This is a genomic window from Vibrio panuliri (assembly GCF_009938205.1).
Taxonomy (GTDB): Bacteria; Pseudomonadota; Gammaproteobacteria; order Enterobacterales; family Vibrionaceae; genus Vibrio; species Vibrio panuliri.
In genome coordinates, this window is record NZ_AP019654.1 from 283,306 (window position 1) to 298,059 (window position 14,754).

At 46.1% G+C, this 14,754-nt stretch carries 25 protein-coding genes; all 25 read left to right on the plus strand.

The genetic code is table 11. From position 1 onward, the window contains the following. Positions 1–151: 151 nt before the first annotated feature. The 25 genes from rnr to rpmJ all read left to right on the plus strand — a co-directional run bounded on the left by rnr (position 152) and on the right by rpmJ (position 14,694). Positions 152–2,617: a ribonuclease R gene (rnr, locus tag GZK95_RS01305; RefSeq protein WP_075716319.1), complete on the plus strand. Its 2,466-nt coding sequence runs from the start codon at positions 152–154 to the stop codon at positions 2,615–2,617. A gap of 12 nt (positions 2,618–2,629) precedes the next feature. Then, complete coding sequence (gene rlmB / locus GZK95_RS01310) at positions 2,630–3,367, plus strand: 23S rRNA (guanosine(2251)-2'-O)-methyltransferase RlmB (protein WP_075716320.1); 738 nt, start codon at positions 2,630–2,632, stop codon at positions 3,365–3,367. Between the two features lie 651 nt (positions 3,368–4,018). Next, the gene (gene rpsJ, locus GZK95_RS01315; RefSeq protein WP_001181007.1) at positions 4,019–4,330 is read left to right on the plus strand and encodes a 30S ribosomal protein S10; all 312 of its coding nucleotides are present in this window, start codon (positions 4,019–4,021) and stop codon (positions 4,328–4,330) included. A gap of 14 nt (positions 4,331–4,344) precedes the next feature. Continuing rightward, on the plus strand, positions 4,345–4,974 hold the full coding sequence (gene rplC / locus GZK95_RS01320) for a 50S ribosomal protein L3 (protein ID WP_075711278.1): 630 nt from the start codon (positions 4,345–4,347) through the stop codon (positions 4,972–4,974). Positions 4,975–4,991: 17 nt separating this feature from the next. After that, entirely contained in the window at positions 4,992–5,594 is a 603-nt protein-coding gene (gene rplD, locus GZK95_RS01325) for a 50S ribosomal protein L4 (protein ID WP_075711280.1), read from the plus strand. Beyond that, positions 5,591–5,893 (plus strand): 50S ribosomal protein L23, encoded by a 303-nt coding sequence (rplW, locus tag GZK95_RS01330; protein ID WP_005597130.1) that lies wholly within the window; start codon positions 5,591–5,593, stop codon positions 5,891–5,893. The genes rplD and rplW overlap by 4 nt, the downstream gene beginning before the upstream one ends. Positions 5,894–5,909: 16 nt before the next feature. After that, complete coding sequence (gene rplB / locus GZK95_RS01335; protein ID WP_075711282.1) at positions 5,910–6,734, plus strand: 50S ribosomal protein L2; 825 nt, start codon at positions 5,910–5,912, stop codon at positions 6,732–6,734. A 20-nt stretch (positions 6,735–6,754) separates the two neighbouring features. After that, positions 6,755–7,033 carry a 30S ribosomal protein S19 gene (gene rpsS, locus GZK95_RS01340; protein WP_011078827.1) on the plus strand — a complete coding sequence of 93 codons (279 nt, stop codon included), beginning with the start codon at positions 6,755–6,757 and terminating at the stop codon, positions 7,031–7,033. A 10-nt stretch (positions 7,034–7,043) separates the two neighbouring features. Further along, positions 7,044–7,376, plus strand: coding sequence for a 50S ribosomal protein L22 (rplV, locus tag GZK95_RS01345; RefSeq protein WP_075651046.1), 333 nt, complete (start codon positions 7,044–7,046; stop codon positions 7,374–7,376). Between the two features lie 19 nt (positions 7,377–7,395). Next, positions 7,396–8,094, plus strand: coding sequence for a 30S ribosomal protein S3 (rpsC, locus tag GZK95_RS01350; protein ID WP_075711284.1), 699 nt, complete (start codon positions 7,396–7,398; stop codon positions 8,092–8,094). An 11-nt stretch (positions 8,095–8,105) separates the two neighbouring features. Beyond that, the gene (gene rplP / locus GZK95_RS01355; protein WP_005379577.1) at positions 8,106–8,516 is read left to right on the plus strand and encodes a 50S ribosomal protein L16; all 411 of its coding nucleotides are present in this window, start codon (positions 8,106–8,108) and stop codon (positions 8,514–8,516) included. Next, positions 8,516–8,707, plus strand: coding sequence for a 50S ribosomal protein L29 (gene rpmC / locus GZK95_RS01360; RefSeq protein WP_004410456.1), 192 nt, complete (start codon positions 8,516–8,518; stop codon positions 8,705–8,707). Before rplP ends, rpmC begins: the two co-directional genes overlap by 1 nt. Continuing rightward, on the plus strand, positions 8,707–8,961 hold the full coding sequence (gene rpsQ / locus GZK95_RS01365) for a 30S ribosomal protein S17 (RefSeq protein ID WP_075651042.1): 255 nt from the start codon (positions 8,707–8,709) through the stop codon (positions 8,959–8,961). The genes rpmC and rpsQ overlap by 1 nt, the downstream gene beginning before the upstream one ends. Positions 8,962–9,125: 164 nt before the next feature. After that, positions 9,126–9,497, plus strand: coding sequence for a 50S ribosomal protein L14 (rplN, locus tag GZK95_RS01370; protein WP_004745883.1), 372 nt, complete (start codon positions 9,126–9,128; stop codon positions 9,495–9,497). 13 nt (positions 9,498–9,510) lie between these two features. Further along, positions 9,511–9,828 (plus strand): 50S ribosomal protein L24, encoded by a 318-nt coding sequence (rplX, locus tag GZK95_RS01375; RefSeq protein WP_075711286.1) that lies wholly within the window; start codon positions 9,511–9,513, stop codon positions 9,826–9,828. A 24-nt stretch (positions 9,829–9,852) separates the two neighbouring features. Beyond that, positions 9,853–10,392, plus strand: coding sequence for a 50S ribosomal protein L5 (gene rplE / locus GZK95_RS01380; protein WP_075711288.1), 540 nt, complete (start codon positions 9,853–9,855; stop codon positions 10,390–10,392). 17 nt (positions 10,393–10,409) lie between these two features. Further along, on the plus strand, positions 10,410–10,715 hold the full coding sequence (gene rpsN / locus GZK95_RS01385) for a 30S ribosomal protein S14 (RefSeq protein WP_075651036.1): 306 nt from the start codon (positions 10,410–10,412) through the stop codon (positions 10,713–10,715). A gap of 29 nt (positions 10,716–10,744) precedes the next feature. Then, on the plus strand, positions 10,745–11,137 hold the full coding sequence (gene rpsH, locus GZK95_RS01390) for a 30S ribosomal protein S8 (RefSeq protein ID WP_075651034.1): 393 nt from the start codon (positions 10,745–10,747) through the stop codon (positions 11,135–11,137). A 10-nt stretch (positions 11,138–11,147) separates the two neighbouring features. Further along, positions 11,148–11,681, plus strand: a complete 534-nt coding sequence (gene rplF, locus GZK95_RS01395) for a 50S ribosomal protein L6 (protein WP_075711290.1) — start codon at positions 11,148–11,150, stop codon at positions 11,679–11,681. 9 nt (positions 11,682–11,690) lie between these two features. Further along, entirely contained in the window at positions 11,691–12,044 is a 354-nt protein-coding gene (gene rplR, locus GZK95_RS01400; protein ID WP_075651030.1) for a 50S ribosomal protein L18, read from the plus strand. 14 nt (positions 12,045–12,058) lie between these two features. After that, entirely contained in the window at positions 12,059–12,562 is a 504-nt protein-coding gene (gene rpsE / locus GZK95_RS01405; protein ID WP_075711292.1) for a 30S ribosomal protein S5, read from the plus strand. 7 nt (positions 12,563–12,569) lie between these two features. Next, a complete protein-coding gene (rpmD, locus tag GZK95_RS01410; protein WP_000201159.1) occupies positions 12,570–12,746 on the plus strand; it encodes a 50S ribosomal protein L30 in 177 nt (58 codons plus the stop codon). A 5-nt stretch (positions 12,747–12,751) separates the two neighbouring features. Then, positions 12,752–13,186, plus strand: coding sequence for a 50S ribosomal protein L15 (gene rplO / locus GZK95_RS01415; RefSeq protein WP_075711294.1), 435 nt, complete (start codon positions 12,752–12,754; stop codon positions 13,184–13,186). A 20-nt stretch (positions 13,187–13,206) separates the two neighbouring features. Next, positions 13,207–14,541, plus strand: a complete 1,335-nt coding sequence (gene secY / locus GZK95_RS01420; protein WP_075711296.1) for a preprotein translocase subunit SecY — start codon at positions 13,207–13,209, stop codon at positions 14,539–14,541. A gap of 39 nt (positions 14,542–14,580) precedes the next feature. Then, on the plus strand, positions 14,581–14,694 hold the full coding sequence (gene rpmJ, locus GZK95_RS01425) for a 50S ribosomal protein L36 (protein ID WP_000868186.1): 114 nt from the start codon (positions 14,581–14,583) through the stop codon (positions 14,692–14,694). Positions 14,695–14,754 lie beyond the last annotated feature (60 nt).

A 14,754-nucleotide genomic window follows, 5' to 3' on the forward strand; every position in this document is an offset into this window, starting at 1 on the left:
ATCTTGATCGGTTGTGGTTATCGGCTGTACATCACTCGCTAAGTTATGAAAATTGCATCGATATTTTTCTTTTTTGTAACCGCTAAGCTGTAGCTTATATCGTTCCTCAGATATAATAGCCACATACCTTCCTTGCTAATTGGGCTTGCTTATGTCAGACCAAATCCAAAACGATCCTTTCGCTGATCGTGAATCAGAAAACTATGAAAATCCGATTCCAAGCCGTGAGTTCATTCTTGAATTTCTACAGCAGGCTGGCGTCCCACTAAACCGCAATGATTTGTTTGAAGCACTGCAACTCGAAGGCGAAGAGCAGTATGAAGGCCTACGCCGTCGTCTGCGCGCTATGGAGCGTGATGGGCAGTTGGTGTTTACTCGTCGCCAATGTTACGCACTGCCTGAAAAACTAGAAATGGTGAAAGGCTACGTGATTGGTCACAAAGACGGTCATGGTTGGGTAAGACCTGAAGGCAGCATGAAAAAAGAAGACGATATCGTCCTGCCTCATCATCAGATGAAAAACATCATTCATGGCGATTTTGTTCTCGTACAGCCAACACAAAATTCAAAACGCGGTCGCAAGGAAGGACGTTTGGTTCGCGTACTCGAAGAGCGCAATACTCAAATTGTTGGGCGATTCTTCCTAGAGTATGGATACTCATACGTGGTGCCGGATGACTCGCGTATTAGCCAAGATATCTTGATTCCTAATGACCAAAAAGCCGGTGCTCGCATGGGCAACGTGGTGGTGATTGAAATTACTGACCGTGGTTCACGTTCGCGCGGCATGATGGGTAAAGTGGTCGAAGTGTTGGGCGAAAATATGGCGCCGGGCATGGAAACGCAAATTGCGATTCGTACTCACCAAATTCCTCATGAATGGCCAGAAGCGGTTGATAAGCAAATTGCCAACTTGGGCGAAGAAGTGCCAGAAGAAGCCAAAGTTGGTCGTGTTGATTTACGTCAGCTACCTTTGGTAACGATTGATGGTGAAGACGCACGTGACTTTGACGATGCGGTTTACTGTGAAGCGAAAAAAGGTGGCGGTTGGCGTCTATGGGTAGCGATTGCTGACGTCAGTTACTATGTCCGTCCTGATTCTGCTCTCGACAAAGAAGCGATCAATCGTGGCAACTCGGTTTACTTCCCATCGCAAGTTGTGCCGATGCTGCCAGAAGTACTGTCCAACGGTCTATGTTCGCTTAACCCGCAAGTTGATCGCTTATGCATGGTGTGTGAGATGACTATCTCTGCCAGCGGTAAGTTATCAAGCTATAAGCATTATGAAGCCGTGATGAACTCGCATGCACGTTTGACTTACACCAAAGTGGGTGAAGTTCTTGATGGCAACGTAGAGTTACGCGAACGCTATCAACCACTAGTGCCGCACCTTGAAGAGCTACACAAGATGTACAAGGTGCTTAAAGATGCCCGTGATAATCGCGGTGCGATTGAGTTTGAAACCGTAGAAGCGAAGTTCATCTTCAATGCAGATCGCAAGATTGACCGTATTGAACCTGTGATTCGCAACGATGCTCACAAGATTATTGAAGAGTGTATGATTCTTGCCAATATCGCTTCCGCTTCATTGGTCGAGAAAGCCAAAGAGCCTGCGCTGTTCCGAATTCACGAATCTCCAGGTGAGTTGCGTCTACAAGGTTTCCGCGATTTCTTAGGTGAGCTTGGTTTGAATCTCGGTGGTGGGCTAGAGCCTTCACCAACCGATTATGCTGAGCTAGTGAAGCAGATTGCTGAGCGTCAAGATAAAGAGCTGATTCAAACTATGCTGCTGCGCTCAATGAAGCAAGCAGTGTACAACGCCGATAACTGCGGTCACTTTGGTTTGGCCTTAAAACGTTACGCTCACTTTACTTCACCGATTCGTCGTTATCCTGATTTATTGTTGCACCGTGCCATTAAGTACCTGATCGCCAAAGAAGAAGGCCGTAATCAAGATCGCTGGACACCAACTGGTGGCTACCATTATTCGTTCGACGACATGGATTTCTATGGCGAGCAATGCTCAATGACTGAGCGTCGTGCTGACGATGCAACTCGCGAAGTTGCTGACTGGCTCAAGTGTGAGTACATGCAAGACCATGTGGGTGAAGAGTTAGACGGCGTGATTGCCAATGTAACCAGCTTCGGTTTCTTTGTACGTTTGACGGAATTGCACATTGATGGCTTGGTACACATTTCATCTTTAGCCAATGACTACTACCAGTTTGACCCAATCGGTCAAAGACTTATCGGCGAAAGCTTTGGCGCTATCTACCGTCTTGGTGATGCGGTTAAAGTGAAAGTGCTGTCGGTTAACTTAAACGATAAGCAAATTGACTTTGAATTAGTCGAAACAAGTCGTAAAGTACGCGGCAAAGGAAAAACGACTAAGAAGCGTGCGGCTGAAGCACAACAGAAAGCGAAAGCCAAAAAGCGAGCGGCAACAGGAAGTCGCGCAGAGCGAAAAGCCACACCGGAAATTGAACCAACTAAGCGTCCTGAGACAAAAGGACGGAAAAAGGACAATGGTGAGGCAAGAAAGCCTAAGGTAAAAAAGGCGCGCAAGAAGAAGCCGCACAGCAAGCCAAAGAAAACGACGCGCGCAAAAAGCGAATAACAGGTTTAAAGAATGAGTAACGAATTTCTATATGGTATTCACGCAGTAAAAGCAGTACTAGACCGTGAGCCTGAGCGTTTCATTGAAGCGTTCGTACTAAAAGGTCGTCAAGATGAGCGTCTGCTGCCAATCTTGAATGAACTACAACGTTGCGGCGTATCGATTCAACAGATGGTGCGTAAGACTCTGGATGACAAAGCACAAGGTGCTAATCACCAAGGCATTATTGCGCGCGTTAAGCCAGCAAAACAGCTTAACGAAAATGACTTAGATGACATTTTAGCTCAGCATGAACAGCCACTACTTTTGGTGCTTGATGGTGTTACGGACCCGCATAACCTAGGTGCTTGCCTGCGTAATGCAGATGCGGCGGGTGTTGCGGCAGTTATCGTTCCTAAAGACCGTTCTGCACCAATGACAGCAACAGTCAGTAAAGTTGCTTGTGGTGCCGCAGAGATCGTACCGCTAATCCGCGTAACTAACCTAGCTCGCACCATGCGTTCACTTCAAGAGCAGGGCGTTTGGTTTGTTGGAACTGCAGGTGAAGCAACGCACGACATTTACCAAGCGAAACTAACAGGTAAGTTGGCGATCGTTATGGGTGCAGAAGGTGACGGTATGCGCCGCCTAACGCGTGAAACCTGTGATGACCTGATCAAGATCCCAATGGCAGGTACAGTTTCAAGTCTTAACGTATCAGTAGCGTCGGGTATCTGTTTGTTTGAAGCCGTGCGTCAGCGCTTAGCTTAACGAGCAGGAATATATATAAAGTGAGAGCGGGCTTATGATTAAGTCCGCTTTTTTTATTTAATGATGTCGCTAAATTGAATCGATGAGTTTAGGTATGTCATTCCATAGACCGAAGAATGAGGGAGTAGGGAATCTATCAAATACATCTACTGGAGTTGTGAGATCCCCAACTCGTTCGTCCCTCACTCTTGAGGATGACAGTTTTGTCTTTGCAGGGAATCAAATACCCTTTACAGCTTCTTTATCCATACCAAATTCTCTATAGGATGAAGTCCGTTCCCGCATCTTGATTCCAGCTGTCATTTCTCCGTTTATTTTTCAAACAGCACTTGCAAGTAAAACTGTGATCTGTATAATGCAGCGCACTGGTTAAGCCAGTTGTGAACCAATGAGCAGCGAGGAGCTGACTTTAAGTCAGGTAATGTAGACTCAGCTTATGTTCGCGGTTAATACAATTAGCTATCTTTTCTTCGGAAAAACTATCCCCAGAGGTGACTCTGGCATGTAGGGGTAGTTAATCGAAAATTAACTGACAATGCGTCCTAATCTTGGATGCTACGGTTTCACATAAATCAATCGGCATTCTCTCGTTTTAACGAGTTTGAGTGGCGATATTGTTTGTGTAATTTTTAATAATTGGAGCTCTGTCTCATGCAGAACCAACGTATCCGTATCCGCCTAAAAGCATTCGATTACAAACTAATCGACGCTTCTACAGCGGAAATCGTTGAAACGGCTAAGCGCACTGGCGCACAGGTTCGTGGTCCAATCCCACTACCTACTCGTAAAGAGCGTTTCACAGTTCTTATCTCTCCACACGTTAACAAAGATGCTCGTGATCAGTACGAAATCCGTACTCACAAACGTCTAATCGACATCGTTGAGCCAACAGACAAAACTGTTGATGCTCTGATGCGTCTAGACCTTGCTGCGGGCGTTGACGTACAAATTAGCCTAGGTTAAGGGAGATTAGAATAATGATTGGTCTAATCGGTCGTAAAGTGGGCATGACCCGCGTATTTACTGAAGAAGGCGTTTCTATCCCTGTAACTGTTGTTGAGGTTGAAGCGAACCGTGTAACTCAAGTTAAATCTCTTGAGACTGACGGCTACGCAGCAATCCAAGTTACTGCTGGTTCTAAGAAAGCTAACCGCGTTACTAAACCAGAAGCTGGTCACTTTGCGAAAGCTGGTGTTGAAGCTGGTCGCGGTCTTTGGGAATTCCGTTTGGAAAACGGTGAATCGTTCGAAGTTGGTGCTGAACTAACTGTTGAACTATTCAACGAAACTAAGAAAGTAGACGTTACTGGTACATCTAAGGGTAAAGGTTTCCAAGGCGCTGTTAAGCGTTGGAACTTCCGTACTCAAGATATGACTCACGGTAACTCATTGTCTCACCGTGCACCTGGTTCAATTGGCCAATGTCAAACTCCAGGCCGCGTGTTCAAAGGCAAGAAAATGGCAGGTCACATGGGTGCTGAGCGTGTAACGACTCAAAACCTAGAGATCGTACGTGTTGACGCTGAGCGCAATCTGCTTCTTATTAAAGGTGCAGTCCCAGGCGCAACTGGCGGTAACGTGATCGTTAAACCAGCTATTAAAGCATAACGTCTCAGGAGTAAGTAATGGAACTTATGGTTAAAGGTGCTGATGCACTGACTGTTTCTGAAACTACTTTCGGACGTGAGTTTAACGAAGCTCTTGTACACCAAGTAGTTGTTGCGTTTGCAGCAGGTGCTCGTCAAGGTACACGCGCTCAAAAAACACGTTCAGAAGTTTCTGGCGGTGGCGCTAAGCCATGGCGTCAAAAAGGTACTGGCCGTGCACGTGCTGGTACAATCCGTAGCCCAATCTGGCGTACAGGTGGTGTTACTTTTGCTGCGAAACCACAAGATCACAGCCAAAAAGTAAACAAAAAAATGTACCGTGGTGCTATGAAGAGCATTCTTTCTGAGCTAGTTCGTCAAGAGCGTCTAATCGTTGTTGATAACTTCTCTGTAGAAGCGCCAAAAACTAAAGAGCTAGTTGCTAAGCTTAAAGAGCTTGAGCTAAACGATGTACTAATCGTAACTGGCGAAGTAGACGAGAACCTATTCTTAGCTGCTCGTAACCTATACAAAGTTGATGCACGTGATGCAGCTGGTATCGATCCAGTTTCTCTAATCGCATTCGACAAGGTTCTGATGACTGCTGAGGCAGTTAAGCAAGTTGAGGAGATGCTAGCATGATCACTGAAGAGCGTATCCTAAAAGTTCTACGTGCACCGCACATCTCTGAAAAAGCAACTATGGCTGCAGAGAAAGCGAACACTATCGTTTTCAAAGTAGCTAAAGATGCAACTAAGAAAGAGATCAAAGCAGCTGTAGAAAAGCTATTTGAAGTTGAAGTTAAGTCTGTAAATACTCTTATCACTAAGGGTAAGACCAAACGTCAAGGTCTACGCCAAGGTCGCCGCAGCGACGTTAAGAAAGCGTACGTTACTTTGAACGAAGGTCAAGATCTTGACTTTGTTGGCGGCGCGGAATAACAGGAGTAGTTGAGAAATGGCTATTGTTAAATGTAAGCCGACTTCCCCTGGTCGTCGTCACGTTGTTAAAGTTGTTAACGCTGACCTACACAAGGGTAAGCCTTACGCACCACTTCTAGAGAAAAACTCTAAGAATGGCGGTCGTAACAACAACGGTCGTATTACAGTACGTCACATCGGTGGTGGTCACAAGCAGCACTACCGTCTGATTGACTTTAAACGTACTAAAGACGGTATCCCAGCGAAAGTTGAGCGTCTAGAATACGATCCAAACCGTAGCGCTAACATCGCTCTAGTTCTGTACGCAGACGGTGAGCGTCGTTACATCCTAGCACCTAAAGGTCTAAAAGCTGGTGATGCAATCCAGTCTGGTGTTGATGCACCAATCAAAGCTGGTAACGCACTTCCAATGCGTAACATCCCAGTAGGTTCAACTGTACACAACGTTGAACTTAAACCTGGTAAAGGTGGTCAGCTAGCTCGTTCGGCTGGTGCATATGCTCAAATCGTTGCTCGCGACGGTTCATATGTAACTATCCGTCTACGTTCTGGCGAAATGCGCAAAGTATTGTCTGAAGGCCGTGCAACAATCGGTGAAGTAGGCAACTCTGAGCACATGCTACGTGAATTAGGCAAAGCTGGTGCTAAGCGCTGGCGTGGTGTTCGTCCAACCGTTCGCGGTGTGGTAATGAACCCAGTTGATCACCCACACGGTGGTGGTGAAGGTCGTACATCAGGCGGTCGTCACCCAGTATCACCATGGGGTATGCCAACTAAAGGCTTTAAGACTCGTAAGAACAAACGCACTGACAAGTACATTGTACGTCGTCGTAACAAGTAATCTATAAAAGAGGAATCGCCATGCCACGTTCTCTCAAGAAAGGTCCATTTATCGACCTACACTTGCTGAAGAAGGTAGAGAAAGCGGTGGAAAGCGGAGACAAAAAGCCACTTAAGACTTGGTCCCGTCGCTCAATGATCATCCCTACGATGATCGGTTTGACCATCGCTGTCCATAATGGTCGTCAGCACGTACCAGTATTCGTAACCGAAGAAATGATCGGTCACAAACTGGGTGAATTCGCACCAACTCGTACTTACCGCGGTCACGCTGCGGATAAGAAAGCTAAGAAGCGTTAAGGAGTAAATGATGGAAGCTATTGCTAAACATAACTTTGCTCGCATTTCGCCTCAGAAAGCTCGCTTAGTTGCAGATCAAATTCGTGGTAAAAACGTTGACCAAGCACTAGAAATCTTGACTTTCAGCAACAAAAAAGCTGCTGAACTAATCAAGAAAGTTCTTGAATCAGCTATCGCGAATGCGGAGCACAACGAAGGTGCAGATATCGACGATCTAAATGTCGCTAAAATCTTCGTAGATGAAGGCCCTATCATGAAGCGTATTATGCCTCGTGCTAAAGGTCGTGCGGATCGTATCTTGAAGCGTTCAAGCCACATCACTGTTGTTGTAGCAGATCGCTAAGAGACTAGGAGAGTAAGCAATGGGTCAAAAAGTACATCCAAATGGTATTCGTCTTGGCATCGTTAAGCCTTGGAATGCTACATGGTTTGCTAATACCAAAGATTTCGCTGACAACCTAGACGGCGACTTCAAGGTACGTCAGTTCCTTACAAGTGAACTGAAAAAAGCATCACTTTCACGTATCGTTATCGAGCGTCCTGCTAAGAGCATCCGTGTGACTATTCACACTGCTCGCCCAGGTGTAGTTATCGGTAAGAAAGGTGAAGACGTAGAAAAACTACGTGCAGCTGTAGCGAAAATCGCAGGTGTACCAGCGCAAATTAACATCGCTGAAGTACGTAAGCCTGAGCTTGACGCTCAACTTGTTGGTGATAGCATCGCGTCTCAGCTAGAGCGTCGTGTTATGTTCCGTCGTGCTATGAAGCGCGCGGTACAAAACGCTATGCGTCTAGGCGCTAAAGGCATCAAAGTGGAAGTAAGCGGTCGTCTAGGCGGCGCTGAAATTGCACGTTCTGAGTGGTACCGTGAAGGTCGTGTGCCTCTACACACTCTACGTGCTGACATTGATTACGCAACTTCTTCGGCTCACACTCAATACGGTGTGATCGGCATTAAAGTTTGGATCTTCAAAGGTGAGATTCTAGGCGGTATGCCAGCAGCTAACGCTGTAGAGCCTAAGGCTGACAAGCCTAAGAAGCAGCGCAAAGGCCGTAAGTAAGGAGTCGACAGATGCTACAACCTAAACGTACTAAGTTCCGTAAGGTTCAGACTGGTCGTAACCGTGGTCTAGCTAAAGGTACTGATGTAAGCTTCGGCGAATTCGGTCTTAAAGCTGTTGGCCGTGGTCGTCTAACTGCTCGTCAAATCGAAGCGGCACGTCGTGCAATGACACGTCACGTTAAGCGTCAAGGTAAAATCTGGATCCGTGTGTTCCCAGACAAACCAATCACAGAAAAACCACTTGAAGTTCGTCAAGGTAAGGGTAAAGGTAACGTTGAGTACTGGGTAGCCCAAATCCAACCTGGTAAGGTTATGTACGAAATGGGTGGTGTACCTGAAGAATTGGCGCGTGAAGCGTTCCGCCTAGCGGCTCGTAAACTGCCATTCAAAACTACATTTGTAACTAAGCAGGTGATGTGATGAAAGCACAAGATCTACGCGAAAAGAGCGTTGAAGAGCTTAACGCTGAGCTATTGAATTTGCTACGCGAACAGTTCAACCTGCGCATGCAGGCTGCTACTGGTCAACTACAGCAAACTCATACTCTGAAAGCTGTACGCCGTGATATCGCACGTGTGAAAACTGTTTTGACTGAGAAGGCAGGCGCATAATGAGCGAAGTAAAACGTACTCAACAAGGTCGTGTAGTTAGCGACAAGATGGACAAGTCTATCGTAGTTGCTATCGAACGTTTCGTGAAACACCCGATCTACGGTAAATTCGTAAAACGTACGACTAAAGTTCACGCACATGACGAGAACAACGAGTGTGGCCTAGGCGACACAGTTGAAATCGCTGAGTGTCGTCCACTGTCTAAGACTAAGTCTTGGACTTTGGTAAAAGTTCTAGAAAAAGCGAAAGGCTAATCCTTAGCTAATTCTATGAAATTAAACGGCTCCAAAATTATTTTGGGGCCGTTTATTTTTTGACTACCCAATCACAAAAAAGGGTGGTACAATTCGCGTCCCTTTTAAAGAGGCAGCCCGACCCGTGATGGGTCTAGTTATTAATATTTAGCGGAGCACTAACAATGATCCAAATGCAAAGTACACTTGACGCAGCTGATAACTCAGGCGCGCGCAAGGTAATGTGTATTAAGGTCCTGGGTGGCTCACACCGCCGTTATGCACATATCGGTGACGTCATCAAAGTTACTGTTAAGGAAGCAATTCCTCGCGGTAAAGTTAAGAAAGGTGATGTTCTGAAGGCGGTTGTCGTGCGCACTCGCAAAGGCGTTCGTCGTCCAGACGGTTCTGTCATTCGCTTCGACCGTAATGCTTGCGTATTGTTGAACGACAACACTGAGCAACCAATCGGTACACGTATCTTTGGCCCTGTGACACGTGAGCTTCGTGGCGATAAGTTCATGAAGATCGTTTCACTGGCTCCAGAAGTTCTGTAAGGAGCGCTAAGAGATGGCAGCTAAAATCCGTCGTAACGACGAAGTAATCGTTCTTGCTGGTAAAGACCAAGGCAAGAAAGGTAAAGTAACTAAGGTTCTGGCAACTGGTAAAGTTATCGTAGAAGGTATCAATCTAGTTAAGAAACACCAAAAACCTGTTCCTGCACTAGGTATCCAAGGCGGTATCGTAGAGCAAGAAGCAGCTATTGATGTATCTAACGTTGCAATCTTCAACGCAGCTACTGGTAAGGCAGACCGCATCGGTTTCCGTATCGAAGACGGTAAGAAAGTTCGTTTCTTTAAGTCTAACGGCGAAACTGTTTCTAACTAATAGAAAGTAATTTGGAGTTCTACTATGGCGAAACTGCATGATTACTACAAGTCGTCTGTAGTCGCTGAACTGACCAAAGAGTTCAGCTACACAAGCGTCATGCAAGTCCCTAGAATCGAAAAGATCACCCTTAACATGGGTGTGGGTGAAGCAATCAACGATAAGAAACTGCTAGAAAACGCAGCTGCTGATATGGCAACGATCTCTGGTCAAAAGCCACTTATCACTAAAGCTCGTAAATCTGTTGCAGGTTTCAAAATCCGTGAAGGCTACCCAATCGGTTGTAAAGTAACCTTGCGTGGCGAACGTATGTGGGATTTTCTTGAGCGTTTGATTAACATCGCTCTACCACGTGTACGTGACTTCCGTGGTGTTAGCGCTAAGTCTTTTGACGGACGCGGTAACTACAGCATGGGCGTTCGCGAGCAAATCATCTTCCCGGAAATCGACTTTGATAAAGTTGATCGTGTCCGCGGTCTTGATATCACTATCACGACGTCTGCTGGTTCCGATGAGGAAGGCCGTGCTCTGCTGGCTGCCTTTAACTTCCCATTCCGTAAGTAAGGTGAAGGGTTACTGTTATGGCTAAAAATTCAATGAAAGCACGTGAAGCAAAACGTGCGAAGCTAGTAGCTAAGTTCGCTGAAAAGCGTGCTGCGCTTAAAGCTATCATTAGCGATGTAAACGCATCTGAAGAAGATCGTTGGAACGCAGTTCTTAAACTGCAAGCTCTTCCACGCGATTCAAGTGCATCACGTCAGCGCAACCGTTGCAACCAAACTGGTCGCCCACACGGTTACCTACGTAAGTTCGGTCTAAGCCGTATCAAAGTTCGCGAAGCTTGCATGAAAGGCGAGATTCCTGGACTTCGTAAGGCTAGCTGGTAATTGCCACTTAATCATTTGGAGTAAATCATATGAGCATGCAAGATCCGATTTCGGATATGCTGACCCGCGTTCGTAACGGTCAGGCAGCAAACAAAGTTGCTGTAAAAATGCCTTCTTCAAAGCTTAAAGTTGCAATTGCTGCACTACTAAAAGCTGAAGGTTACATCGTTGACTTCGCTGTTGAAGGCGAAGCAAAACCTGAGCTAGAAGTTACTCTTAAGTACTTCCAAGCGAAACCAGTAATCGAGCAACTTAAGCGTGTTTCTCGTCCAGGTCTACGTGTTTACAAGAAGAAAGATCAACTTCCTTCTGTAATGGGTGGCCTAGGTGTTGCTATCGTTTCTACTTCCAAGGGTCTTATGTCAGACCGCGCTGCTCGTAAAGCAGGTCTTGGTGGTGAAATCATCTGTTACGTTGCGTAAGGAGTAGACTATGTCTCGTGTTGCTAAAGCACCTGTCGCTATTCCAGCTGGCGTAGAGGTGAAACTAAACGGCCAAGAAATCACTATCAAAGGCGCTAAGGGCGAGCTATCTCGTGTACTTAACGACGCAGTAGTGATCGCTCAGGAAGAAAACAACCTTACATTCGGTCCTAAAGAAGGTGTTGTAAACGCATGGGCTCAAGCAGGTACTGCTCGCGCTCTAGTTAACAACATGGTTATCGGTGTGACTGAAGGCTTTACGAAGAAGCTAGTTCTTAAAGGTGTTGGTTACCGTGCTGCTATCAAAGGCAACGCTGTAGGTCTAACACTAGGCTTCTCTCACCCAGTTGAGCACGAGTTGCCAGCGGGTGTAACAGCTGAGTGTCCAAGCCAAACTGAAATCGTACTAACTGGTTGCGACAAGCAAGTAGTTGGTCAAGTTGCGGCTGACATTCGTTCTTACCGTCAACCTGAGCCTTACAAAGGTAAAGGTGTTCGTTACGCAGATGAAAATGTGCGTACTAAAGAAGCTAAGAAGAAGTAAGGTAACACTATGGATAAGAAAGCATCTCGCATCCGTCGTGCTACACGTGCACGTCGTAAGATTGCAGAACTGGGTGCAACTCGCCTAGTAGTACACCGTACTCCTCGTCACGTGTACGCACAGGTGATTGCGGCTAACGGCTCTGAAGTTATCGCTGCAGCATCTACTGTAGAAAAAGCGATCCGTGAGCAAGTGAAATACACTGGTAACATCGATGCAGCTAAAGCAGTAGGTAAAGCTGTTGCTGAGCGCGCTCTTGAAAAAGGCGTATCTGCAGTTGCATTCGATCGTTCTGGTTTCCAATACCACGGTCGAGTAGCGGCGCTAGCAGAATCTGCTCGCGAAGCTGGTCTGAAATTCTAAGGTAGGGTTGGAAGATGGCTAAAGAACAACAAGTTCAAGCGAATGATTTGCAAGAAAAGCTAATCGCAGTTAACCGCGTTTCTAAAACGGTTAAAGGCGGTCGAATCATGAGCTTTACTGCACTAACTGTAGTTGGTGACGGTAACGGTCGTGTAGGTTTCGGTTACGGCAAAGCTCGTGAAGTACCTGCAGCGATCCAAAAAGCAATGGAAAAAGCGCGTCGTAACATGATTACTGTTGCGCTAAACGAAGGCACTCTTCACCACCCAGTGAAAGGTCGCCACTCGGGCTCTAAAGTTTACATGCAGCCTGCTGCAGAAGGTACTGGTGTTATCGCAGGTGGTGCGATGCGTGCAGTACTAGAAGTTGCTGGCGTACATAACGTACTATCTAAAGCATACGGTTCTACGAACCCTATCAACATCGTTCGTGCTACGATCGATGCACTAGGTAGCGTTAAGTCACCAGAAATGGTTGCTGCTAAACGTGGTCTAACTGTTGAATCTATTTCGGAGTAAGAACACCATGGCAACTATTAAAGTAACTCAAACTAAAAGCTCAATTGGTCGCCTGCCAAAGCACAAAGCTACTTTGCGCGGTCTAGGCCTTCGTAAAATCAACCACACAGTAGAACTTGAAGATACTCCGTGCGTGCGCGGCATGATCAACAAGGTTTACTACATGGTTAAAGTTGAGGAGTAATCAGAATGCGTTTGAATACTCTTGCACCAGCTACTGGTTCTAAGCACGCTCCTAAGCGTGTGGGCCGTGGTATTGGTTCTGGCCTAGGTAAAACTGGTGGCCGTGGCCATAAAGGTCAAAAGTCACGCTCTGGCGGTAAAGTACGTCCAGGTTTTGAAGGCGGTCAGATGCCTCTAAAACAACGTCTACCTAAATTCGGTTTCACTTCTCGTAAGAGCCTAGTGTCTGCTGAAGTTCGTCTAGCTGAGCTAGCGAAAGTTGAAGGTGACGTAGTAGATCTAAACAGCCTGAAAGCTGCTAACGTAATCACTAAGAACATCGAATTTGTTAAAGTTGTTCTTTCTGGTGAAATCAGCAAGTCAGTGACTGTTAAAGGTCTACGTGTGACTAAAGGCGCTAAAGCTGCTATCGAAGCTGCAGGCGGTAAAGTAGAAGAATAATCTTCGAAGGAAAGGTACAGATGGCTAAAAAACCAGGACAAGATTTTAGTAGTGCGAAGAATGGATTGGCGGAGTTAAAATCGCGCCTATTGTTTGTATTAGGTGCACTTTTAGTATTCCGTGCAGGTTCTTTCGTGCCAATCCCTGGTATTGACGCAGCTGTACTTGCCGATTTGTTCGATCAGCAAAAAGGTACCATCGTTGAAATGTTTAACATGTTCTCCGGTGGTGCTCTTGAGCGTGCATCTATATTAGCGTTGGGCATCATGCCGTATATTTCGGCGTCAATTGTTGTCCAACTGCTAACTGTAGTTCATCCAGCGTTAGCTGAACTCAAAAAAGAGGGTGAAGCAGGCCGTCGTAAGATCAGCCAATATACACGCTACGGCACGCTTGTACTTGCAACATTCCAAGCTATTGGTATTGCAACTGGCCTACCAAACATGGTCGACAATCTGGTTGTTATCAACCAAACCATGTTTACGCTAATTGCTACCGTAAGTTTAGTAACCGGCACCATGTTCCTAATGTGGTTAGGTGAACAAATTACAGAGCGTGGAATCGGTAACGGTATTTCGCTACTGATTTTTGCAGGTATTGTTGCTGGATTGCCTTCAGCAATCGGTCAAACAATCGAGCAAGCGCGTCAAGGTGAACTGCATGTACTTCTTCTGCTGTTGATTGGTGTACTTGCTTTTGCAGTTATCTACTTTGTTGTTTTCATGGAGCGTGGTCAACGTCGTATCGTTGTTAACTACGCGAAGCGTCAACAAGGTCGTAAAGTATTTGCTGCGCAAAGCACTCACTTGCCACTTAAAATTAATATGGCAGGTGTTATTCCAGCAATCTTCGCATCGAGCATTATCCTGTTCCCAGGAACACTGGCACAGTGGTTTGGTCAGAACGGTGAGAGCAGCGCGTTCGGTTGGTTAACTGACGTGTCTTTGGCTCTTAGCCCAGGTCAACCTCTGTATGTAATGCTTTATGCAGCAGCTATTATCTTCTTCTGTTTCTTCTATACCGCGTTGGTGTTTAACCCGCGTGAAACAGCAGATAACTTGAAGAAGTCTGGTGCATTCGTACCCGGTATCCGCCCAGGCGAGCAGACTGCCAAATACATTGATAAAGTAATGACCCGTTTAACCTTAGCTGGTGCGATGTACATTACCTTTATCTGTCTGATCCCAGAGTTCATGATGGTCGCGTGGAACGTACGTTTCTACTTCGGCGGTACTTCACTACTCATCGTAGTGGTAGTAATTATGGACTTTATGGCACAGGTACAGACTCATCTGATGTCTCAACAGTATGATTCTGTGTTGAAGAAAGCGAATCTGAAAGGCTATGGCCGTTAATACGGCGGTAGTGTCAGATTTCATTTACGGAGTTTAGCAATGAAAGTTCGTGCTTCCGTTAAAAAAATCTGCCGTAACTGTAAAGTTATCAAGCGTAACGGTGTCGTTCGCGTGATTTGCAGTGAGCCAAAGCACAAGCAGCGCCAAGGCTAATCAGCAGAAATTTTTACTTGAAATGTAAGGTAGTGTCGAGTATATTCCTCGGCCTACCTT